Raw genomic sequence first — 15,647 nt, 5'->3', positions numbered from 1 at the left:
GAGCGCAGCGGTAAGGTTGGCGGTTATCAGCATGGGACGGTAACTGTTGCAGACCACAAAATATCGCGAGGCCGGCCTGCCTTGGTACACTATCTATCCGACTGTGTCAGAGTTCTCTGGGGCGGTCGGCGCCGAGGCTTATGAGGAATGGCTCAGGAACCTGCCGGCTGACGATCCGGTGTCGCTCTATTTCCACGTTCCGTTCTGCCGATCAGCTTGCTGGTATTGTGGCTTCCCCACCACCATCACCCGCCATGATGCGCCGATCCTCAACTATCTGGCGGCCCTGCGTGACGAGATCCGTTTGGTCTCGGAGCGAGCGCCGCAGACGCTGCCCGTGAGCGACATGCATTTCGGCGGCGGAACGCCGTCTCTCATAGGACCAGCCGAGTTCCTGGCTCTGATGGAGTTCCTGCGACGCCGCTTCGCTCTCACGAAAACAGCTACGGTTGCCGTCGAGATTGATCCGCGCACGTTCACGGCCGAGATGGCCGAGGCCTTAGGAGCAGCCGGCGTGAACCGTGTGAGTCTGGGCGTGCAGAGCTTCGATCCCATTGTTCAAAAAGCAATCAACCGGGTTCAGAGTGAGGCGCAGACGTCGGCTGCCGTGGAGATGCTGCGCCGGCATGGAGTAAGCCGCATCAACTTCGACCTCATCTTCGGTCTCCCGCATCAAACGGTGCAGTCCTGCGTCGAGACCGCGAGGGCGGCGGTCGCAATGCGCCCCGACCGGCTTGCGGTGTTCGGCTATGCGCACATCCCGTCGCTTATAAAGAATCAGCGCCTCATCGAGGAGGCAGTTCTTCCGGGCAGCGCTGCCCGCGCCGAACAGTATGCGGCCGTGGCCGCGACGCTGATTGCGGCCGGCTACCGCGAGATCGGACTCGACCATTTCGCCTTGCCGGACGACGAGCTCGCGCTGGCACAGAAAACGGGTCGCCTGCGGCGTAACTCGCTGGGCTACTCGGCCACCACCTGCAGAACCCTGATCGGTTTCGGCGCGTCGGCTATCGGCCGCGTCGGCGAGGGGTACGTCCAAAACGAAGTTACACGGGATTCCTACATCCAGCACATCGCAGCTGGCCGTCTGGCGACGTCAAAGGGCTATCGCCTCACCGACGACGACCGCGTGCGAGCCGCAATTATCGAGCGACTAATGTGCGATCTCGAGGCCGATGTGCAGGCAATCTGTGCCGCCCACGGATCTGATCCGATCCGTCTTCTCGATTCAGCTGAACGCTTGGCGATGCTGGCCGAGGACGGGATAGTGGACTTCGAAAACGGTTTTGTCCGCGTACGGCGGGAGCATCGCTTTGTAATTCGCGCTGTCGCTGCCGCGTTCGATGCTTTTCTCGATCGGGATGGCCGTAAGCATAGCCACAGGTGAGGGCAAGCATCCAACCGGAAGCTAAACTCGACGCCCTTGGCCGAGGCCTGTCATGAAGCGCGCGTCAAGGATGCGAAAAGCAGAGCTGATCCGCCTATTTCATCTCATCTTGAATGACATCGACCTCGTGGCTGCCACCGAGGCGTTTCCATATTGATCGTGGTAGGTGCGGGACATCTGGGTGTTTCGCCGTGAGCGCATGAATATCCCCGCCATGTGATGGGTCAGGAAATCGCGGTGGCTGCAATCAGCCCGTCCATCGATGACAGACCGCGGCCACGCCGCTTCGCGAGGCCCGTCAGGTCGCCCCAGGCCAGGGCAACCAGTTCGTCCACGGGCAGGACTCTCGGCTCGAAGCGCTGCGGCAGGTCCCGGGCGAGCCATCCGGCCAGTGCGTCACGTTTCCGACCTATGTCCATGAGGGCAGCGCCGCGCCGGATCTCGGCGATCGACACAACGCTGATAAATGAGCGGTCTTCATCGAGCCCGTCATCCATTCCAGCGCGCGCGCGTCAGGGCTCGGCCTCGTCACCTCGGAGAGGCCATTAGTGTCGAGCAAGAGCCTCACAATGGCAGACCATGCGGTTCATCGCGTAGCCGCTCGATGTTCAGTTCGGCGTTGCGCAGCGGCGATGCGCAGCGAGTGCCCAGAAAACAGCAGCCAGCTCCCCTTCCGGAAGATCGGAGCGGACGCCACGCAAAAAGCGCCAAATCCTTGCCGCCGGCGGTCTGTGTGTTTGCGCGCTGGCGGCTTTGGTGTACTCCTGTGCCGTTTCGACGAGGCTTCCAGCCGGACCGGCAGGGGAGGAGGCTTTGGCGGCGCGGCCGGCACACGGCCCACCTCGAGGACGAGATCGGCGATGTCGGGCAGATCCTCGGTCGCCTCACAAATCGGTGAGGTCGTCGGGACACCGTCTTCCACTTTTGTTGATCAGCCGCCTTCCTGGCCATGTTCCGAGACAATAAGGCGCCAGTGCGCCGCCGCCTCGATTAACCCAAGACGCGCAAGGATCTTTTGCCGGAGACAACGAGGTCACCATCCTGCGGTGCCGCGTTGCGTCACAGTCGGCATGAGATGTGCAAAGTGGACCGTCGTCAAACGTCAAACAGAGGCGTTGGTGACTGGACTGAACGACCAGAAGGGGCTGCTTGCGCCCTTTCGGACTTCACAAAGTTCGAAAATGGCGTCGTTTCAGGGCATAATCGCCGCTTGTCAAAATGTTTGCGACAAGTCCGGTGAAAGCCTACCGAGTATCTTGTGCTTGGGGGGCGGTTAGTTCCGATAAACTAAGCGGCATACACATGCTAATCTATTTGATTTACGGGCCGACCTGCAGCGGCAAAACAGACGCGGCAATCCAAATTGCACGAGAGACCGGATGGCCGGTCATTGCGCTGGATCGTGTACAATGCTGTCCTCAAATCGCCACCGGCAGCGGGCGTCCCTCGGATTCCGAACTGCAATCTACCCAGCGGATCTACTTGGACTCGCGCCCGCTAACCGCGGGCATCATCGACGCCGAGACCGCCCATCGTAAGCTGATAATGCAAGTGGATGAGCGTAGTTCCCAGCCGGGGCTCATCCTCGAAGGCGGTTCGATCTCCCTTCTCAATTTAATGGCGCGAAGTCAGCATTGGGATGGCGCTTTTCGGTGGCATGTAAGGCGGTTGCGGCTCGGCAACTCGGACGCCTTTCTGGAGAGAGCCAAGCGTCGGGTCACAGACATGTTTGTCACAAGAGAAGGACAACCTTCATTGCTGCAGGAACTTGCGGATCAGTGGAAGGAAGATGCAGTCCGTCCCACTTTGGAAGACGTTGACGGATATCGTTGCGCCATTCGTTTTGCGAGAGAGCACAGCTTGGCAATCAGCGAAATGCCGTGCCTTCGCAAAGAGCTCCAACAAGATCTTGTAGAGGCGATTGCGAGAGAATATCTCGAATATGCGCGTTGGCAAGAACGCGACTTTCCAGAATGGCAAACTGAGTGAGCAAGCCTCCCCGGACCTCGCCTGCGGTGCGGGCACGGTAGCTCCTGAGAATTGCGCTAAGTGGTTTGCTGAAGCAAGCTAGTGCCAGGCGACATTAGGTCCGTGTGGCAGCGGAAGGATTGCTTTCGCCACGGTGACTGCGGAGGAGGCGACATGGCTGCACTGCTCATTTCAGGCATGGGACGGAATGTACCGATGACAAAGTGCTGCGCTCTTCGTAGCGACCGCTACCGTGGCTGACTCGCGAACTACTATCCGCCAGCCCAGTCTGTGGCGTCGTCTCGGCTTTCATCGCCACCGCCTTCGCCCAGGAAACGCCCGAGGCCGCAAGCGTCGCCGTGGCAGTGCGGCACCCGGCAAGATGGGTGGTCATCGGCCCTATCTGATCGACGGGGAGCACCGTGCTTTCGTCCTGGGCGAGGTTGAGCGAGATGCCAACATGACGCTTCATCAATTGACGGCGGCACTGGCTGAACGTGGTCTCCTGCGAGCGTCGGTCGCTTCCTGCACCGCGAGGGCAAGAGCTTCAAAAAAACCGTTCTGCCGGCCGAGCAGCTCAAGCCAAAGCTGATGCGCGGGTGTGCGCAATGGATGCGCTATCAGACCCGCATTGACCCTACGCGCCTGGTCTCCCTGGATGAAACATGGGTCAAGACCAACATGGCGCCGTTGCGCGGCTGGGGTGTGCGCGGCAAGCGGCTGATGGCCCACGCACCATATGGCCATTGGAAGACGATGACCTTCATCACCGCGCTGCGGCATGATCGGGTGGAGGCGCCTTGGGTCATTGACGGACCCATCAATACGCAGGCCTTTCGCGTCTATGTCGAAACCGAACTCAACAAAACACTGAAGCCGGGCGACATCGTCATTCTCGACAATCCCGGTTCTCACAAGGGCCAAGCCGTCCGCGACATCGTCAGGGCTGCTGGCGCAAGGCGGGTCAAGCCCGCGAGAGCGGCAATTTTGTTCCGGCTATCACCCTCTCGTCGAGAACGGCGTGACGGAAGCGATAAAGTTGCGCCGGCCGGCCGCCGGTTTCCGCGGTTGTCTCACCGGTCTCCTCGACCAGCTCCTGCTGCTCGATCAGCCGGCGAAAGTTCGGCTTACGCACGAGCCTGCCGGCAAGCGCCTCCACGGTGCGCTGCAGCTGCAAAAGCGTGAAGACCGGCGGCATCAGTTCGAATACGACCGGCCGATATTTGATCTTGGAGCGCAGCCGCGCAATGCCGGTCGCCAGGATGCGACGATGATCGGCGATCATCGATCTGCCCGAGACCCAGGTGGGCGCAGCGGAATGTCCGGCGCGTATTGCTTCCTCCACCAGGGCGGCTTCGTAGAGCAGCTCATAACGTTGAAGCGCGAGTTCCTCGTTCCAATGGCGGTCGTCAAAGCCGAAGGCGATCGCCGCCCGCCGTCGTCGGTCGAGGCGGGTCGTACTGTCGTCAGTGCCATCCGCCCATTCCATCAGGCGCGGCCGCAATTCGTCCAACACGACCGCCGGTGTGCCGGAGCGGTGATCCTCCCACGGGAAATAGTCGTACCAGCTTCCCCAGTGTCGCCCGGCCGGGTCGCCAGCTTCGTCTTGGTGGGTGAGCGCCAGATAGCTGATAGAGACCACGCGGTCGTCAGCGCCAACCCTGTCGCGATCGGCGAAGGTGTAGAGCTGTTCGATATAGCCGAGCGGCTGGCCGGTCTGTTGTTCCACCCATCCCCTGAGGCCCGACTGCAGCGAACGGTGAGCAAGCTCGAACGGGCCCGAGGGCAGGGCGTTTGCCTGCGGGATGGTCAGAACGCAGGGGGCGCTGCTGTCCATGGCGACCACAACGGCGATTAAGTCCGCATTGACGTCGTTGGCCTTGCCTCCAGCTCCGCCTTTCCTAATCCCTTTTGCGCGTTCGTCCATGGTCCCCGAGGTTGTTGAGCAGAGCCCTGCCGCGTAGGCCGCTGAACCGATTGAATTCCGTTTTTGTCTGATAATTGTCGGCGCGTCAACACCACCCGTCGTGGCGATTTTAGCTCTTCGCAGCTGCATAAAAAGTGCCAACGCGACATCCGTGCTTGGGGAAGGAGGCCCATTGAGTGCGCCGATTCAAAGCTCGTCGATCGACATTGCGACGTTGTTCTCGTCGGCGACAGCGCGGCATAGTTCTCCACGGCTTGGCGTCGACGCTGGGCGTGACGCTGGAGATGATGATCATGCACGGTCAGACCTGCGCCGTAGCCTGGAGCCGGCGCAAATGGTCGTCGACCCGCCGTTCGGTTCCTTTTGAAGAAACCCGGAGCAGGCTTTCCGGAATGCCTGATAAAGCCCTTCCAGTGCGCCCGCGCCAGCATCATCGCACTCTCACTCCAACACAACCTATGCGAGTCAGTAAATCGACTCGGCGGCACTATTGTTTCAGGGGAAATGAATCTAGTTTCAAAGGGTTCGGCCGATAGGCCGGGCACAGCTGCGGTCTTCACGGCCTTTTTGACATAAACGCGTCGCCCGATTGAGATTATCTTGACGGTAGCGCAGTGCGCCATCCATGCCAGTCGAGATGATCATGGGCAAATATCGAGACCATCGCGAGCCACGCCGGCATCGCTATGACGATGACCCCGTTTCCTTTTCGGAACGGACTTCCGAGCCAAGCTATTTTCAGCGCCCGCCGACCGTGACGGCAGATCCTGTCGATGCGGAGGTATTGTGGTTCACAGTCAGCAAGGGTTTTGGCTTCGTCAAACTGTCGGACGGCACGGAGGCCTATCTGCACGTGCGAGTGTTAGAGGCGGCCGGAACCCGGGATGTTGCCGCGGGAACGCCTCTCAAGATCACGGTCGAAAAAAGTCCAAAAGGTCATCAAGTCGCGCAGGTGCTGGAGATCGGCGATCTCCGCGCGAAAACTCCGTCACATACGCGCGTCGCTGGAGGGACCTTCGTTGAAACCGGTGCGCAGCTGGAGAGCGGGGGCACGGTCAAGTGGTACAAACCCGAAAAGGGCTTCGGCTTCATTGCTCCTGACAACGGTGAGAAGGACGTCTTCGTTCATGCCAGCGCCCTGACGCGCTCAGGGCTCAGCGTGCTGGTGGCGGGACAGAAGGTGTTTGTCGAATGCGGGCAAGGCAAGAAAGGCTGGGAAGTCCGGAGCATTCGCCTTGCCTAGACGGCGATGCATTGCTCGCCTCGAAGGATGCCGGAGAGCGTCGGGCGGCCGCTCGAGCCCGCGTAGCAGAAACCGACATTGTCGAAGCGCAGCACGCCGTCGGTGACGACGAGATCCCTGGCGCCCGCCGCGTCCTCGATGTCAAGTTCGGCGTCGAGCAACTCGAACAGCCGCGTGCCGCAGGTCGAGGCGCGCGCGAACGAGTTGACCATCAATCCGAGCTAGCGCACGGCATCTGTAGAATGGTCATGAAGGTGAGCAACAGGGCCAGCGTGCCGACGCTGATTTGACCTGCGATCAGTTTCTGGCCACCGAACCAGAGCACCAGGCCCATGGCGGTCAGGAACGAGAAATTCATGGCGCTGGTGTTGCCGACACGGATGTCAACGCGCTCATTGGCGAGATCAAGGCGCGTCCTGCTTGGCGCGGTCGAACTTTTCCAGCTCGTGCGGCTGCGCGGCGAAGGCACGCACGACACGGATGCCGCCGAGATTCTCATCCATCACCCGGATCTTTAACGATCGCTGATGCCCAGATATGGGAAGGTCAGGCTTCAATGACGGGGAAGGTGAAGGATTGACTGGTCGGGTTTCCGGGCCGAGCTTGTCGGCCGCTCAATCGAAAGCGTCATTTGAGGCGCTTTCTCTCCCGCGTGTAACTGGAAGACACGCTCGTCCAGTTCCTTGTCTACTTCCGTGAGACGATGATTGAGGCGAAGGTAGTCGGTCCAGGTCGGCGTTCGGAACGTTTCTGTCCACTGCATAGGCTTCTGAAGGTTGCGCTGGAGCGTCCAGTTCCGAGCACCGACGCGGCTGTGTACATGACGCCGCTGCCGCATGAGGTCGAGGAAGGCCTCGACATTTCTCTCGGCTATCAGATATTCGATCTTGACCACGATCGGGCCGCTTCTCGGCTTCAAACTGAGAGCGACAGCTGGGGCGGCGAATTCCTCCAAAGGATCGGGCTCGGACTCGCGGCGCTCGCGAAGAGGAAACAGAACGCCGGCTGCAGCAACGAGCAGCAGGGCCGCAGCGGAACCCTCTAGCGCCCAGGTCAGCGAATGGTTCTGGGAAACGGTGCCCCACACCCAGCTGCCGGCCGCTATGCCGCCGTCTATCAATGCATAGTAGATGGAGATCGTGCGCCCCACGACCCAGCGCGGGCTTGCCAGCTGCACGCTCACGCCAACCCCGGACCAGGCAGTGACCCAGCCTGCGCCGCCCAAAGCAAGTGCAATTGCCGCCACGACGATCGAAGAGGTCAGCGCCAGGGAGAGGGAGCACGCCGCGCAGGCGACGCAGGAGAGCCTCATCAGCTGTTCTTGCGACAAGCTCCGTCTGAACAGGCTGTTGGAGAGGCCGGCGAAGACCGCGCCTGTTCCGAAACCTGCCATGAGCGTGCCATAGGCGAGCGGGCCTCCTCCCAACTGGTCGCGGACAATCAGCGGCAGCAGCGCGAGTATGGCGATGCTCGCCAGGCCAAAGAGGGTTCCGCGTGCGATCGCCGCTTTGATTTCCGATGACATCGCCGTGAAGCGCAGCCCGTCATAGATGGCCCTCCTCATCGACTCGCGCGGAAGAGGCGACGAGCGGACCTTCCACTTGCAGCGCCATATGGTGGCCAAGGGTACCAAATAGGTGAGGGTGGTCACGGTAAAAGCGGCCAAAAGCCCGAAGGAGGCAACCACGATGCCGCCGAGCGCCGGGCCCACGGTCCGTACGGTGTTGAAGCCAACGGAAAGGAGGGTAACGGCAGCGGGAACATCGCGCCGGTCCACCATATCGCCAACCGACGCCTGCCAGGCGGGATCGTTGAGAGCGCCGCCGCATGCGATTAAAAAGCTGAAGCCGAGAATCATCCATGGGTCGACAAAGCCCAGCGCTACAACAGCGGTCAGCATCGCAGATGCTATCACCATAAGGCAGCGGCCGGCGAACATAACCCTGCGACGGCTGAAATTGTCAGCGAGAACCCCGGCGAACACGGACAAAATGAAAGCGGGCAGGTTCGATGAAGCCTGCACCAGCGCAACCATCAGATCGGAAGTCGAGATGGTAGCCATCAGCCAACTGATGGCAACAGTCTGCATCAACCAGCCGAGGCTCGAGACTTGCGTGGCGAGCCAGATCGACCGAAAGGTGGGCTGCAAAAGTGGCGCAAAGGTCGTTGGTGCAGCCAAATCTTCATTTGATCCAGCCACCCTACTCATTTTGCCAACCTTTGCTTTCCGTTATTGCCGTTTCCCATGTAATCTAGGCTGAACCGTGGCGGCTAGAAGAATAGAGAGAAACTGTTTGCCTTGCGGCACAGTTCCTCGTGATTAAGGGTTGCGGCCGAGACGCATGCCCGAGCCGGCTCACCCCGCCTTCGAAGACATCACCTGGGTGGAGCCCGGATTCTTGCTTGTAGTTTGACGCAGCATGCTTCATCAACGCGCACTTTGCCGAGCGATGCCTTTTCGCGAAACGCGACGATGTTCTTTCGTCGGAAACTCTCTCCAACGGCGTTCGATGCGCTGAGTCTGGCTTGGGGCGAGGTGAGGGCTTGCAGATCTTAGACAGGATTGATTCCTGATAGACGCAGACGGTTGCCGGGCCGCGATCGAAGAGGCGCGCGCCTTGCTGCTTCAGCTTGAACAAAAGTCTCACGCGCTCACACATGCCATCGACGACTTTCTGCTCGATCTGATGAGGCTGACTTTCATTGTTGAATGTTATGGACGCGGCTTTGAACTTTTGGCGCGAACGCTTGCCCGTAGAAGACTGGCAAAGGTCAGACTTTTTGTCGGGGGCGGTGGACTCCGCCAGGGGAGAAATGACACCCAAAGCCTGATGGCTGAAGCGACGGTCGCCCCGCGTTCCGCACAGTGGCGAAGGTAACGGCACGGCTCTTCGGCAAATGGCGCATCCTCATGGTAGCGTCTGGCCGTTCCCTCTGATGCCTCGGCCTCCCACACCTATCCGAACAGGCCCGATCCTGGAGGGTCCTCGAAGCGGGCATGAGGGCGATAGGCCGCGTGGTTGGGGTACCAAGCGTAGGCGCGGTATTGGGCTGGAAATTGGCGATGCGCGACGAAGAAGTCCGAGATCAACTCGTGCAATGGCAATTCCTAACACCGTGGACGTGTTGGAGCAGCCTCATCCTCCTAGTCAGGAACGTCATCAAGGTTATAGGATTGATGCGCGGCGAACCCTCGGAACTCAGGATCATGTTGACATCGCTGTTCGACAGAGCCGACTTGGCGCAAGGAAGCCACATCGTTTCGGAATTGCTTATCGCATGGTCTATCGTCGGCCTAGTCAAACCCTTGGCGCGGCGAGGAAGCGGCGGTCGTCGGCGTGATGCATGACGGGAGTCGGCGGCGCCTCACCATAGGCGAAATGCAGGAACCAAAGGAAAGGACCACCTGCATGGAATTGCGAACCGCGTCCTCGGCGTCTGAGCCGCGACCCTTGCCAAGGATCATTCAACCCGCGACGTAGAGCTTCAAGCCAGCCTTGGACATGCGAACCGCGCTACCATCGTTGCAGAGGAGCCGTCCACCAGATGGTTCCATTTGTAGTCCGCGCCTTTGGTCGACATAGCGGACTGGCTCTGGCCACCGGCAAGGTTGAAGAGTGTTCCGTTGTTGCAGTCGTACTTGGCCTACGTGAACCAGATGCCTGAGCACGCGGTCGCGTTTCAGGGTTGATCTACTCGTAAAAAGGAATTGTCTTAGGCGGAAGGCCGCACTTAATACCACTATCCTATTGGCGCCCCATCGGGTTCCCGGATTGAGCAAGTCCGGATCACTATTTTATGCCGCTGCCAGCGTTGTATCCGCCATGTGCACGCGCGCTGCCGCTGCCAGCAGGTCGGTCTGGGTGATCAGCCCAATAATGCGTCGCTCGGCGTCGACGATGACCACGGCATGGCTGCGGCCGTCGGTGAGGACCGGCAGCAGGCTCATCGCCGGCGTACCGGGAGAGGCGGTGCCAGCCTTCGACATCACAGCCCTCACCGCGTCGGTCGCCTTCGTCAGCTCGCGCAGGCCAACTACACCGACCAGCCCGCCCTCGGCGTCGGTCACCGGCAGCGTCCGGATGTTGTGATCGAGCAGCAAATGACGCGCCTGGTCGGCAGGCGCATGTTCATCGACCGAAATCACATCGCGCGACATGATGTCCTCGCACAGCAGGGTGCGGTGGGAGCGCACCATCGCCTGCAACTCGACCTGCCGCAGCAGCCGCTCAAGATCGTTGCGGTCGATATCGAAGGTTTCCTCCAGCGCGCCGAGCGCGGCATCGATATCCTCGGGCTGGAAGCCGACCCGCTCCCGCGCCGGCGGATCGATGGTTCCATGCGCGCTTTTAAGGGCGGGGGCCGCCACATGTGGATAGTTGCGCCGCGACAGTTTATGGATGCCGTAGCCGAGTGCGACCAGCACGATCGAGTTCAGCGCTACCGGAACGAAGGGAAACAGCAAGCCGGAACTGAAGACGGCCGGTCCGCCGAACACCGCAGTTAAGGCGGCGGCGCCACCCGGCGGATGCAGGCAGCGCGTGAACGACATGGCGGCGATGGCCAGCGCCACCGCAATGCCGGTAGCAAGAACGGGTTCACGCACGAAATGCGCCACGATCACCCCGACCAGCGCCGAAATCGTATTGCCACCGATAATCGACCAAGGTTGCGCCAGCGGGCTTGAAGGCACGGCAAAGAGCAGCACGGCCGATGCTCCCATTGGAGCAACCAGCAGTGCGACATGTGGGCCAGACCCGTTCGCCAGCGCACTGATCACGCCAGTCAATGCGATGCCGATCATGGCCCCGATGCAGGCGAGCAGCCGCTCGCGCAGCGTTGCACCGGCAAGGATCGGAACAAAGAGACGAAACGCCATGGCATACCCTTGGGCGAGTGGTCGGAACTCCGCGCTCCGCAATGCAGGCAAAGCCACAGATTTGGAAGTTAAGCCAATTCGGAAAGTCGGCTCACGGGGAAATACTTTTGCGCGAAACGGCCATTGCCAAATGGGTGCAGACATTTTGATCGGCTAGAGAAGGCAGACGGCACGCTGATCCGCTCGAGCGCAGCTAGAGGCCAAGGGCTGCCGTGCCGCGGGCAGCCGGAAATGGGGATGGTCGGAGGTCGAGCTGGGATGGACACTAAGGAATTCAGAGGCTTCGAAAAGCGTGCTGACAATGTGGCATGGCAAGACAAATCAGGCCCTTGTCGCTCCACTTCCGAGGCGAACTCCAGCGGAGTACAGCTTCTACGCGGTGCTTGGTCTGCCTGTCCTTGCCACCATCGGATTCGTTGGCGTCATGCTGAAACGTCCACCTGTAGCCGCTGAGAAGACGACTGCCGCCAGTGCCGTCGTGGAACCGCTATATGACGGCGGCTTGGTTACAGAGCCGGCTCGTGTCGATCGGGCGGGGGAGCCTGATGTGACGTACATGGTCCAGAAAGTGGCCAATGAAGGTGCTGGCATCGTCAACGTGATCAGGTCACGTAATAGCGGTAATACAACCGCGACCACGAGCCTCTCAGGCGTTCGATGAGGCGAGAAAATCCGATCACCAGACCAAGCGCGATTCCGCCACACTGCCACACACGAAACCGATCAGGTCACGTTCCAGGCTCACCAGAAGATTGGAGCCGAGGCCACCTCGGCTGAACTCTGCCATGCCGCGGGCCGCCACCTCTTCCAGCCGCGGTAGAAAACGTGGGTCAGCAGCGCCGGCATGGGCGAGCAACTCCCAAATCGCGAGCAGCGCCATCAGCACCGCAAGCGGCCGCAGATGTCGGCCGATGAAGCGGAAGGCCGGCGGTGCGATGGAAGCGCCGCGACAGCCTATCCCGACCTGCAATCGTGATCAGGCTGATCGTGGGGTCTCCGGACGCCAGCGTTGCAGATAGTTTTCGGCAAGCGTAGCAGGCCGTGGATCACCAATCCGCTCAGGCCGACCACGATCATGGCCGAAAAGACGAGTTCCAATTGAAAGAGCTGACGACCATAGGCCATCAGGTATCGGAGCCCTTCGAACGATGCGATGAGTTCTACCGCAACCAGGGTCTGCCAGCCGTTAGCAAGGCCTTCTCGCAGCCCTGTAAAGATCGACGGCACGGCGGAAGGCAGCACGATCATCGTGAGTTTCGACCAGCGGCTGAACGAAAGGACACGGCCAGACCCGTCTCACGACGACGCCGTTGCGCTTCGCCGCCATCAGCTGGGTAGAGGACTTGCACCTCCAAGCTGTCGATCATGCTCGGCACACAAAAAAGGGCGGCATTGCTGCCGCCCTTTCCGCTGTAGGTTGATAGGGGGCTGGATTAGAAATCCATACCGCCCATGCCGCCCATGCCACCGCCGGGCATACCAGCCGGCATGCCGCCGCCAGCCGACTCCTTCTTCGGAGCCTCGGCGATCATAGCTTCGGTGGTGACCAGCAGGCCGGCGACCGAGGCCGCGTCCTGCAGAGCCGTGCGCACAACCTTGACCGGATCGACGATACCCATGGCGATCATGTCGCCATATTCGCCGGTCTGGGCGTTGAAGCCGAAGGTCGCGCCCTTGTTCTCAAGGATCTTGCCGGCAACGATCGATGCTTCCGCACCGGCGTTGGCCGCGATCTGGCGGGCCGGAGCCTGCAGCGCGCGACGCACGATTGCGATGCCCGCGGTCTGGTCGGAGTTAGCGCCGGTGACGGTGATGGCCAGCGAAGCGCGCAGCAGGGCGACGCCGCCGCCGGGAACGATGCCTTCTTCGACGGCCGCACGGGTCGCGTTGAGGGCGTCATCGACGCGGTCCTTCTTTTCCTTGACTTCCACTTCGGTCGCACCGCCGACGCGGATGACGGCAACGCCGCCCGCCAGCTTGGCGAGACGTTCCTGCAGCTTCTCCTTGTCGTAGTCCGAGGTGGTCTCCTCGATCTGCTGCTTGATCTGGGCGACGCGGCCCTGGATTTCTTCCTTCTTGCCGGCGCCGTCGACGATGGTGGTGTTCTCCTTGGAGATCGACACCTTCTTGGCGCGGCCGAGCATGTTGAGGCCGACATTCTCGAGCTTGATGCCGAGGTCTTCGGAAATGACCTGGCCACCGGTGAGGATGGCGATGTCTTCCAGCATGGCCTTGCGGCGATCACCGAAGCCCGGCGCCTTGACGGCAGCGATCTTCAGGCCGCCACGCAGCTTGTTGACGACCAGCGTGGCCAGGGCCTCGCCTTCGACGTCTTCCGAGATGATGACCAGCGGCTTCGAGGTCTGCACGACAGCCTCGAGGATCGGCAGCATGGCCTGCAGGTTGGAGAGCTTCTTCTCGTGGAGCAGGATGTAGGCGTCTTCCAGATCCGCAACCATCTTCTCGGCGTTGGTGACGAAGTAGGGCGACAGATAGCCGCGGTCGAACTGCATGCCTTCGACGACCTCGAGCTCGGTCTCGGCGGTCTTGGCTTCCTCGACCGTGATGACGCCTTCATTGCCGACCTTCTGCATCGCTTCCGCGATCATCGAGCCGACCGAAACATCGCCATTGCCGGCGATGGTGCCGACCTGGGCAACCTCTTCCGAGGTCTTGATCTTCTTGGCGTTCTTGATCAGCGTCGCGACGACGTCTGCGACGGCGAGGTCGATGCCGCGCTTGAGGTCCATCGGGTTCATGCCGGCGGCAACCGCCTTGTGGCCTTCCTGGACGATCGACTGTGCCAGGACGGTCGCGGTCGTGGTGCCGTCGCCTGCGATGTCGTTGGTCTTCGAAGCAACTTCGCGGACCATCTGCGCGCCCATGTTCTCGAACTTGTCCTCAAGCTCGATTTCCTTGGCGACAGTGACGCCGTCCTTGGTGATGCGCGGTGCGCCGAACGACTTGTCGATGACGACGTTGCGGCCCTTGGGGCCGAGCGTGACCTTCACCGCGTCGGCGAGGATGTTGACGCCGCGCAGCATGCGCTCACGAGCGTCGCGGGAGAATTTTACGTCTTTGGCAGCCATTTGTTACTCCTGGGCATTTCGCCCGAAATTCAGATTGGATGGTGCGGATGAAAGGCGGCGGCGTGTCAGCCGATGACGCCCATGATGTCCGCTTCCTTCATGATCAGAAGGTCTTCGCCGTTGAGCTTGACTTCGGTGCCCGACCACTTGCCGAACAGGATGCGGTCGCCGGCCTTGACGTCCAGCGGGACGAGCTTGCCGACCTCGTCACGGGCGCCGGAACCGACGGCGATGATCTCGCCTTCCTGCGGCTTTTCCTTCGCCGTGTCGGGGATGATGATCCCGCCGGCGGTCTTCGCTTCGGACTCGACGCGGCGAACGACCACGCGGTCATGCAGCGGCCGGAAATTCGACTTTGCCATTTTTGGATTTCCCTGGTGCGGATGTTGAACGGTTCTCCGTTGCCGGAGCGTGTTTATCACTCACCAGAAGCGAGTGCTAACGCGGCAGTGAGATAGGCCGTAGGCTCCTGCTAGTCAAGACGGAAGAGGGACGGGCGAAGAGCAAACGAGCGTGGAAGCACCGAGCGTTTTACGTGAACGACGTCGGAGATCGGACATGGATGGGGCGGCTCACCATTTGCAACTGAAGGCTTTATTCATTTGGCACGATTGGCGCAGCGAATGATCCGCAAACGTTGCGCGCGACCGATATAATGAGAGGTGAGCGCCATCAGGATTCCTGCGTTAACCGTCCACTCGGTCTTTACGGTGTGGCCGCCGCGCGGGCGCCAGGACTCCGGCCATCCCGATAGTCACCAATCCAATCTGCGGAGAACAGGAGGCAAGATGAGAGCGACAGTCAGCACGAACTCGAATTTGAAATGTTTGGCCAAAGCAACTGCCATCGCCTTGCTCTGGACGGTCACGGCTACATCGGCGGACGAAGGTATGTGGATGCCGGGCCAGACTGCGGAAGTGTGCGCGGCCATGCGCGCGGATGGGCTCCAGATCGATCCCGCCCAGCTGGGCCGTCTAGACGCTGACCCGCTCAACGCGATCGTATCACTGGGCGGATGCTCCGCCTCGTTCGTCAGTCCACAAGGGCTGGTCGCAACCAATCATCATTGCGTGTTAGAATCCATCCAATACCACAGCAAGGAGGGCCAGGACTATCTCACAGACGGCTTTCTGGCGAAGAGCCCTGGGTGAAGA

General features: G+C 60.8%; 12 protein-coding genes and 5 pseudogenes. 7 read left to right on the top strand and 10 right to left on the bottom strand.

Annotation, left to right across the window (positions count from 1 at the left end; translation table 11 throughout):
- Positions 1–46: 46 nt before the first annotated feature.
- Positions 47–1,387: an oxygen-independent coproporphyrinogen III oxidase gene (gene hemN, locus NKI01_RS23285; protein ID WP_352884975.1), complete on the top strand. Its 1,341-nt coding sequence runs from the start codon at positions 47–49 to the stop codon at positions 1,385–1,387.
- 227 nt (positions 1,388–1,614) lie between these two features.
- On the opposite strand, the pseudogene NKI01_RS23280 reads toward hemN, so the two are convergent.
- Positions 1,615–1,955 (bottom strand): annotated as a pseudogene (locus tag NKI01_RS23280) (PIN domain-containing protein); the annotation flags it as partial.
- Between the two features lie 734 nt (positions 1,956–2,689).
- On the opposite strand from NKI01_RS23280, the gene NKI01_RS23275 reads away from it, so the two are divergent.
- Positions 2,690–3,376 (top strand): isopentenyl transferase family protein, encoded by a 687-nt coding sequence (locus NKI01_RS23275; protein ID WP_352515927.1) that lies wholly within the window; start codon positions 2,690–2,692, stop codon positions 3,374–3,376.
- A 166-nt stretch (positions 3,377–3,542) separates the two neighbouring features.
- Here NKI01_RS23275 and NKI01_RS23270 read toward each other — a convergent pair whose 3' ends face one another.
- A complete protein-coding gene (locus NKI01_RS23270) occupies positions 3,543–3,827 on the bottom strand; it encodes a hypothetical protein (RefSeq protein WP_352964725.1) in 285 nt (94 codons plus the stop codon).
- A gap of 119 nt (positions 3,828–3,946) precedes the next feature.
- Between NKI01_RS23270 and NKI01_RS23265 the strand changes: the two are divergent.
- Positions 3,947–4,312: pseudogene (locus tag NKI01_RS23265) on the top strand (transposase); the annotation flags it as partial.
- A 7-nt stretch (positions 4,313–4,319) separates the two neighbouring features.
- On the opposite strand, the gene NKI01_RS23260 reads toward NKI01_RS23265, so the two are convergent.
- On the bottom strand, positions 4,320–5,282 hold the full coding sequence (locus NKI01_RS23260; protein ID WP_352452634.1) for an NUDIX hydrolase: 963 nt from the start codon (positions 5,280–5,282) through the stop codon (positions 4,320–4,322).
- A 147-nt stretch (positions 5,283–5,429) separates the two neighbouring features.
- Here NKI01_RS23260 and NKI01_RS23255 point away from each other — a divergent pair.
- A pseudogene (locus NKI01_RS23255) lies at positions 5,430–5,646 on the top strand (3-methyl-2-oxobutanoate hydroxymethyltransferase); the annotation flags it as partial.
- A 279-nt stretch (positions 5,647–5,925) separates the two neighbouring features.
- On the top strand, positions 5,926–6,525 hold the full coding sequence (locus tag NKI01_RS23250) for a cold-shock protein (protein ID WP_352964722.1): 600 nt from the start codon (positions 5,926–5,928) through the stop codon (positions 6,523–6,525).
- A gap of 26 nt (positions 6,526–6,551) precedes the next feature.
- Here NKI01_RS23250 and NKI01_RS23245 read toward each other — a convergent pair.
- Positions 6,552–7,046, bottom strand: a pseudogene (locus NKI01_RS23245) (ABC transporter transmembrane domain-containing protein); the annotation flags it as partial.
- A gap of 32 nt (positions 7,047–7,078) precedes the next feature.
- Positions 7,079–8,734 carry an MFS transporter gene (locus tag NKI01_RS23240; RefSeq protein ID WP_352964720.1) on the bottom strand — a complete coding sequence of 552 codons (1,656 nt, stop codon included), beginning with the start codon at positions 8,732–8,734 and terminating at the stop codon, positions 7,079–7,081.
- Positions 8,735–9,589: 855 nt separating this feature from the next.
- On the opposite strand from NKI01_RS23240, the gene NKI01_RS23235 reads away from it, so the two are divergent.
- On the top strand, positions 9,590–9,874 hold the full coding sequence (locus NKI01_RS23235) for a hypothetical protein (RefSeq protein WP_352530290.1): 285 nt from the start codon (positions 9,590–9,592) through the stop codon (positions 9,872–9,874).
- A 447-nt stretch (positions 9,875–10,321) separates the two neighbouring features.
- Here NKI01_RS23235 and NKI01_RS23230 read toward each other — a convergent pair whose 3' ends face one another.
- From NKI01_RS23230 to groES, 5 genes and pseudogenes are all read right to left on the bottom strand, one after another.
- Positions 10,322–11,404 (bottom strand): HPP family protein, encoded by a 1,083-nt coding sequence (locus tag NKI01_RS23230; protein WP_352964718.1) that lies wholly within the window; start codon positions 11,402–11,404, stop codon positions 10,322–10,324.
- Positions 11,405–12,080: 676 nt separating this feature from the next.
- Positions 12,081–12,374, bottom strand: a complete 294-nt coding sequence (locus NKI01_RS23225; protein ID WP_352921682.1) for an ABC transporter permease family protein — start codon at positions 12,372–12,374, stop codon at positions 12,081–12,083.
- Positions 12,359–12,676 (bottom strand): annotated as a pseudogene (locus NKI01_RS23220) (ABC transporter permease); the annotation flags it as partial. The pseudogene NKI01_RS23220 and the gene NKI01_RS23225, both read right to left, overlap by 16 nt.
- Before the next feature lie 161 nt (positions 12,677–12,837).
- On the bottom strand, positions 12,838–14,493 hold the full coding sequence (gene groL, locus NKI01_RS23215) for a chaperonin GroEL (RefSeq protein ID WP_352852406.1): 1,656 nt from the start codon (positions 14,491–14,493) through the stop codon (positions 12,838–12,840).
- A 65-nt stretch (positions 14,494–14,558) separates the two neighbouring features.
- Positions 14,559–14,855 (bottom strand): co-chaperone GroES, encoded by a 297-nt coding sequence (gene groES, locus NKI01_RS23210; protein ID WP_352458515.1) that lies wholly within the window; start codon positions 14,853–14,855, stop codon positions 14,559–14,561.
- 426 nt (positions 14,856–15,281) lie between these two features.
- On the opposite strand from groES, the gene NKI01_RS23205 reads away from it, so the two are divergent.
- Positions 15,282–15,644, top strand: coding sequence for a S46 family peptidase (locus NKI01_RS23205; RefSeq protein ID WP_352707389.1), 363 nt, complete (start codon positions 15,282–15,284; stop codon positions 15,642–15,644).
- Positions 15,645–15,647 lie beyond the last annotated feature (3 nt).

This window comes from Mesorhizobium sp. M0815, assembly GCF_040319995.1.
In the GTDB taxonomy this organism is placed as follows: domain Bacteria; phylum Pseudomonadota; class Alphaproteobacteria; order Rhizobiales; family Rhizobiaceae; genus Mesorhizobium.
This window is presented reverse-complemented; position numbering and strand designations above follow the sequence as displayed.

Coding starts and splice junctions, on each gene's coding strand:
- NKI01_RS23270 (WP_352964725.1), bottom strand. CDS start 3,827: ATGAAGCGTCATGTTGGCATCTCGCTCAACCTCGCCCAGGACGAAAGC.
- groL (WP_352852406.1), bottom strand. CDS start 14,493: ATGGCTGCCAAAGACGTAAAATTCTCCCGCGACGCTCGTGAGCGCATG.
- NKI01_RS23235 (WP_352530290.1), top strand. CDS start 9,590: ATGCGCGACGAAGAAGTCCGAGATCAACTCGTGCAATGGCAATTCCTA.
- NKI01_RS23260 (WP_352452634.1), bottom strand. CDS start 5,282: ATGGACGAACGCGCAAAAGGGATTAGGAAAGGCGGAGCTGGAGGCAAG.
- NKI01_RS23240 (WP_352964720.1), bottom strand. CDS start 8,734: ATGAGTAGGGTGGCTGGATCAAATGAAGATTTGGCTGCACCAACGACC.
- NKI01_RS23275 (WP_352515927.1), top strand. CDS start 2,690: ATGCTAATCTATTTGATTTACGGGCCGACCTGCAGCGGCAAAACAGAC.
- NKI01_RS23230 (WP_352964718.1), bottom strand. CDS start 11,404: ATGGCGTTTCGTCTCTTTGTTCCGATCCTTGCCGGTGCAACGCTGCGC.
- groES (WP_352458515.1), bottom strand. CDS start 14,855: ATGGCAAAGTCGAATTTCCGGCCGCTGCATGACCGCGTGGTCGTTCGC.
- NKI01_RS23205 (WP_352707389.1), top strand. CDS start 15,282: ATGAGAGCGACAGTCAGCACGAACTCGAATTTGAAATGTTTGGCCAAA.
- NKI01_RS23250 (WP_352964722.1), top strand. CDS start 5,926: ATGGGCAAATATCGAGACCATCGCGAGCCACGCCGGCATCGCTATGAC.